At 61.6% G+C, this 5691-nt stretch carries 7 protein-coding genes; 5 read left to right on the top strand and 2 right to left on the bottom strand.

Features of this window, described 5'->3' with window-relative positions:
* On the top strand, nucleotides 1–166 hold a 166-nt coding region (locus K320_RS0117830; protein ID WP_029696307.1), incomplete at its 5' end, for a transposase.
* 258 nt (nucleotides 167–424) lie between these two features.
* Here K320_RS0117830 and K320_RS0117825 read toward each other — a convergent pair.
* Both K320_RS0117825 and K320_RS0117820 read right to left on the bottom strand, forming a co-directional pair.
* A complete protein-coding gene (locus K320_RS0117825) occupies nucleotides 425–1288 on the bottom strand; it encodes an ImmA/IrrE family metallo-endopeptidase (protein WP_024540137.1) in 864 nt (287 codons plus the stop codon).
* Nucleotides 1288–1611: a helix-turn-helix domain-containing protein gene (locus tag K320_RS0117820; RefSeq protein WP_024540136.1), complete on the bottom strand. Its 324-nt coding sequence runs from the start codon at nucleotides 1609–1611 to the stop codon at nucleotides 1288–1290. The genes K320_RS0117825 and K320_RS0117820 overlap by 1 nt, the downstream gene beginning before the upstream one ends.
* 161 nt (nucleotides 1612–1772) lie before the next feature.
* On the opposite strand from K320_RS0117820, the gene K320_RS0117815 reads away from it, so the two are divergent.
* The 4 genes from K320_RS0117815 to K320_RS0117800 are packed head-to-tail and all read left to right on the top strand — an operon-like array spanning nucleotide 1773 to nucleotide 4921.
* A complete protein-coding gene (locus K320_RS0117815) occupies nucleotides 1773–2738 on the top strand; it encodes a CBASS oligonucleotide cyclase (RefSeq protein WP_024540135.1) in 966 nt (321 codons plus the stop codon).
* 10 nt (nucleotides 2739–2748) lie between these two features.
* A complete protein-coding gene (locus K320_RS0117810) occupies nucleotides 2749–3261 on the top strand; it encodes an HORMA-1 domain-containing protein (RefSeq protein ID WP_024540134.1) in 513 nt (170 codons plus the stop codon).
* Complete coding sequence (locus K320_RS0117805) at nucleotides 3261–4196, top strand: AAA family ATPase (RefSeq protein WP_024540133.1); 936 nt, start codon at nucleotides 3261–3263, stop codon at nucleotides 4194–4196. The genes K320_RS0117810 and K320_RS0117805 overlap by 1 nt, the downstream gene beginning before the upstream one ends.
* Nucleotides 4193–4921, top strand: a complete 729-nt coding sequence (locus tag K320_RS0117800; RefSeq protein ID WP_024540132.1) for a DUF6602 domain-containing protein — start codon at nucleotides 4193–4195, stop codon at nucleotides 4919–4921. Before K320_RS0117805 ends, K320_RS0117800 begins: the two co-directional genes overlap by 4 nt.
* The last annotated feature ends 770 nt before the right edge of the window (nucleotides 4922–5691 follow it).

The raw sequence follows: 5691 nt of genomic DNA, 5'->3' as shown, positions 1-5691 counted from the left end.
CAAGGACGCCTATCGTCGACGCAAGCACATCGTTGAGCCACCCAATGGGTGGATCAAGTCGGTCCTGGGGTTCCGCCAGTTCAGTCTGCGCAGCTTCGCCAAAGCCAGATGCGAGTGGAAACTCGTCTGCATGGCGCTGAATCTGCGGCGCATGGCGTACTTGTGAGGCAAAACACAAGGCAAAACCTTCTCGAACCCGCTGCCGCCCGAATGGCGACTCGATACTCGACCCTGCAGCGCATCGGATGCGCGTTCCTTGGTCTTCGCACCAACGGCTCGGTGCCTGCAGTGGCGTCGAACAGCTCATCATTTCACGTCTGCCGCGCAGACTCCTAGGCCGGCCGTCTAAAGCAGCGGTTTGATGATCGTCAAACGAGATGCACCGCGTCATCTCTTCAAAATTGTCGGCAACGTAGCTGAGTCTTCATCGCCTTTCCGACCATGGCGGCCAGGCGTCAGCAGACCGTGGAAGGCATAGTAGGCTCAAGACGACCCCATATTGCTCCGCATGAACTTTCATCTCGCGAAGCGGAGTTTCGGCGCCGGCATGCGGGAACCACACTGAAGCGGAAATCTGAGTGCCCTTTCGGTCATCCTTGATCTCAGCATTGGCGGCAAGCGCTCCGTCTGGTACCGGAATGACGTTGTTGCGCGTGCGGAAGAACGCACCGGCTTTCGCCGCCGGTTCGCTCGACCAAGCCCAGTTCATGAAACCGTCCCTGGACATCACCAGCACGGCCTTCTCATCCGTGTACTGCAACCACTTGAGGATCGCTGCCGTCAACGACACGCCATACCGATCGGCGCAGTGACCTAGCAAGTCGAGATCGACGGCGGTGGTTACCTGCTTTCGGTAGTCGTCGAGCGGCATCAACAGGTACGAAGCGAACAGATCTGCTTGCCCCTCGATGTCCTTGTCATCCTGGGACCAGTTCAGCATGTCGGCGTCGCTGCACTGGAAAGATTCCCGGACCTGTCGATGCAGGATGTAGTGCCCGAGTTCATGGGCCTGCGTAAAACGCACGCGGCCGGGTGAAGATACCGCGTCGTTGTACAGCAGCAGCCACTCCTTACGCCCGTCGCCAGGGAACAAGGCGCCGTCAAAGCCCTTGATGTTGGCGGCCTGCACCTGGGTGATCGGATCGTTCCAGCCGAAGATCCGCGCCGTCTCCATCGCGAGTGACGGCACATTCACCGGAAATCGATCCACCCCATGCGCGGAGCTGAAAACCTCCGCCACTTTGGCCAACCGGTTGGCCGCGCGCTGGGGTGTCCAGACCTCCGGCATCACGAGGACTTCTTGAAGGTGCCCAGTATCTTGCGAAGCTGCTCTTTGGCCTCAGGGTCCAGCTTCTGGTAGCCACGGAAAAAAGCCTCGTCCAGATGCCGTTCCTGCGGGGCGCGCACATCTTCTTCAAAGAAATAGGCCGCTGCGACGCCGAGCACATCGGCCAGCGCCGTGAGTTTCTCTGCTGATGGCCGCTGCGATTCGCGGTTCTCTAGCTCCCAGAGGTAGCTCTTGCTGAGGCCAGCCAGTTCAGCCAGCTTTTCAAGCGTCAGGCCGCGCTGCTTGCGCAATTCGTGCAGCTTCTCGCCGAGACGTGTCGCCATGGTCCGTCTCCTGTCCAAGTGTGATGCCTGGAGAGTACCATGGTACCGAACTTTTTATTTGACATCCGAGAAAACTGGCGTAACATCTGTCCATGTTCACGACTCCGAACTTTTTATCATGACTCGCTGACCCGAGCCGTGCACCAGAAGGAGCCTTTCAGATGTCCCGTACCCATATCGACCATCGCGACCTCATGCGATTCGCAGCAGATAGGGTGAACCTGCCCAAAGACAAGGCCGACGAGTACCGCGCCCAGGCACGTCGGTTGCGCGAGAAGTTGGAAGGCTACTTGTCCGAGCACCCCGACTTCACGTTGAAAAAGATGCTGCTCGCCGGCAGCCTCGCCAAGGGCACGGCGTTGCGTTCCCTGAACGACATCGACGTGGCCTGCTACATCAGCGGCGCTCAGGCGCCGCGCGAGGTGTCCGCGCTCTTGGAGTACCTGGCAGAGCGCCTGCGCAAGGCGTTCCCGAACTTTTCGGCAGACCAAGTGAAGCCGCAGACCTACAGCGTCACGGTGTCGTTCAAGGGCTCTGGCCTAGATGTTGACGTGGTCCCCATCCTCTACGACGGTGATCCCAACTGGTACGGGAACCTCATCAGCCAGGACGACGGCACCTTCCTCAAGACCAACATTCCGCAGCACCTCGAGTTCATCCGCAAGCGCAAGCGTGCGCAGCCCGACCACTTCTCGCAAGTGGTACGACTGGTGAAGTTCTGGGCAGCGCGCATGAAGGCGGCCGATGACAACTTCAGATTTAAGTCGTTCATGATCGAGCTGCTTCTTGCGAAGCTCGCCGATGATGGCTTGTCCTTTTCGGACTACCCGGAGGCGCTGCAGCACTTCTTCACTTATCTCGCCCGCACCGACCTGCGAGAGAAGGTCTTCTTCACCGACAACTATCCGGCCTCGGCGGTCGGCACCTTCAGCCAGCGCGTGCAGATCATCGACCCGGTGAATGCCGTGAACAACGTCAGCCGGCTCTACACCGACGCGAACGCCTCCGCGATCTATGAGGCTGCGCTCGACGCCGGAGACGCCATCGACTCGGCGCTCTCGGCACCGACCAAGCAGGAGACCGTGTACTACTGGCAAAAGGTCTTCGGTTCAGCATTCCAGGGGTAAGGAAGGAAACATGTCCAGCTACACCATCACCGAATCCACGACCTTCACCGTCACGCATGCGCGGCATATGGCGTCGAAGGTCTCTGCTGATCTCAAGCGGATGCAGCGCTTCTACGGTCATCCCAGTGATAGCGACATCACCAACTACGAGAACGAGGTCATCGAGTTGTTGAAGGCGGGATATTTCGGAACGCTCACGATCGGCTTCCTGCGCGGGGGCCAGTGGATCGAGCCGACGCTGCGCTACACGGCGCGCGACCTAGCCGGCATGGCGGCCAGCGATGACGACCCCGGCAGAGTGCTCCCGGGCCGCGACATTTCGGGCGCGACCTTCCACAACTATATGACGTACTCGGCGGCGTGGGATGCACTGTTGGAGGGCGAGAGGGACGCCTTCAAGCGCCGGATGCCGTTCTATCGCACCGGAATGGCCCAGCCGGCGGTGGACGGCTACATGGTGGATGACAAGACCTATTCGGCTGGTGGTCGGGCGTTGAGCCGCGCAAGCGTGAGGGCCTATTGATGCAAAACAAACCCGCACTCGATGAGCTGTTCGAGCGTCGCCTGACCTACCCGGATTTCGAGCCGCAGGAGCGGCTCGCGCGACTGGTCGGCCTTGACGACCACAAACAACGCCTGAGCAAGATTCTCGGCCTGTTGGTGAACCCCGCCGGCCTTGAGGCCTGGGCGCAAAAGCACCATCCCGACGCAAAGGCGCTTCTCAAGCACGTGCTGCGTCGTCCGCCGCTCGTGGTGCTAGCGGGGGATGTCGGTTCCGGGAAGACCGAGCTGGCCGAGACTATCGGCGACGCCGTCGCGCGGCAGGAGAAGATCGAGATCACGCTGTACCCGCTGAGCCTTTCGAGTCGCGGCCAAGGGCGGGTTGGGGAGATGACGCAGCTCCTGTCGGCGGCCTTCGACTACACGGTAGAAGCCGCAACCAAGCTGAAGGGAGCGGCCGGCCGTTCGCGCGGGGCTGTCATCCTTCTCGTCGACGAAGCGGACGCGCTTGCACAGTCGCGTGAATCGGCGCAGATGCACCACGAGGATCGTGCCGGCGTGAACGCTTTCATCCGCGGCATCGACCGCCTGGCGAACGGCCAGCTTTCGGCGGCCGTGATCATGTGTACGAATCGACTTAGCGCGCTTGATCCGGCCGTCAAGCGACGTGCCGCCGAGATTCTGGCATTCGATCGGCCGAACGACGCGCAGCGTCATGCGGTGCTCGATGGTGCGCTTCATGCGCTCGGCTTGAGTACGAAGCACATCGAGGAACTGGTCGCTGTTACCGGGAAAGGGAAGGGGCATTGCGGCTTCACCTTCTCGGATTTGACGCAGCGACTGCTTCCCGCGATCGTGCTCGACGCGTATCCATCGCGCGCAGTCGAGGCCGCGCGTGCGCTTGAGATCGCAAGATTGATGCAGCCGACGCCGCCGTTCGAGGAGAAGAAGTCATGAGCAGTTGGTCGCTTCCGGTCTTGCTGGCAAGTTTGCACGACGATATTCAGCACCGCTTGCAGACGACGCGGAAGTCGTTTGGGCATCCCGATGCCAAAGGCGATGCGAGCGAGGCGGTTTGGCTTGAGTTGCTGAAAACCTACCTGCCGGAGCGTTACCGCGTCGACAAGGCCTATGTGGTGGATAGCAGGGGAGCTTTCAGCGATCAGATTGATGTCGTGGTCTACGACAGGCAGTATTCGCCGTTCATCTTTCACTACCAGGGCGAGACGATCGTGCCTGCCGAAAGCGTGTACGCGATCTTCGAGGCGAAGCAAACGATCAACGCTAACTACGTGGCTTATGCGCGCAAGAAAGTCGCGTCGGTGCGTACGCTGCATCGCACGAGCTTGCCCATCCCCCATGCCGGCGGAACGTATCCACCCAAGCCATTGATCCCGATCCTGGGTGGCATCCTGACGTTCGAGAGTGACTGGTCGCCTTGCTGTGGCGATCCACTGTGGAAGGCGCTCGGCGACGGCGGCGTCGAAGAAGATCGGCTGAATATCGGTTGCGTGGCGGCGCATGGGCATTTCGTTTGGGAGAAGGATGCCGGCAAATATGAATTCACCAAGGAAGGCAAGCCGGCGACCGCGTTCCTGTTCAAGCTGATCTCAATGCTGCAGTTCAGCGGCACGGTGCCGATGATCGACGTGAACGCATATGCCGAGTGGCTGACGAAATAGTTGCCTGAGTGACGGCCCGGATGGTAGGCCAACTGTCCGCCATCGGTTTGGAACGCTGTCCGCGATCAGTGTGGAACGGGGCCTGCCAGGTTGCGGAATCCAGCCTGCGCCCTGATGACTCGGCCGGATGCCTTCGCGCCCCTTCCGGGGCGCTGCGCGTTTCGCTTGCCTCCCGGGGAAAGCCCTGCCGCGCTATCCCCGCCACGCGAGGCTTGGCACCCCTAATGACCACCGAATCGGCTAGAAATCCGCAGCCGCGACAGAACCCGCTTCCCGATGCTTGGGGCGTGGTGCATCCCCTGCGCCTGATGCTCATAGAACCTTGAAGTTCGGGCGTCCCCGGCCACCTGGGAGATGGCCGGTCGCGCTGTCGTGCGCGCAGCGCATCGAGCCGCCTGCGGCGTCTCGCCCCTGACGGGCTTCCATCGTTCCCTCGCTCCGCTCGGCTGACGCCTCCGGCCCGGCTTCCAGCTTCGGGCCTGCGCGCTTCGCTTGCCGTGCGGTCGGCGTGTGGGGTGGCCGTTGCCATGTCCAGCCGTCTTCCCTGACCTCATCACCTTGTCCGCGACTGTAGCCCGCGCCCGTGTGCCGTCAAGGCGCGCAGGGCCGTGTCCTCGGCTGCGCCTGCGGGCCGCACCAACCCTGCGCTTGCCTCCTTGACGGCACCCGTTCGCGCGCTCCTGACCGTCGCGGGCGATGAACTCAGGAAAGACGGTGGCAACAGGGCCAACCGGGTTCCTCGTGCCGACCGCACCGAACAGCCGGAAGGC

The organism is Comamonas badia DSM 17552 (genome assembly GCF_000484635.1).
Classification (GTDB): Bacteria; Pseudomonadota; Gammaproteobacteria; order Burkholderiales; family Burkholderiaceae_C; genus Comamonas_C; species Comamonas_C badia.
Note: the sequence above shows the minus strand (reverse complement) of the source record. Positions and strands in the feature narration are given on the sequence as shown.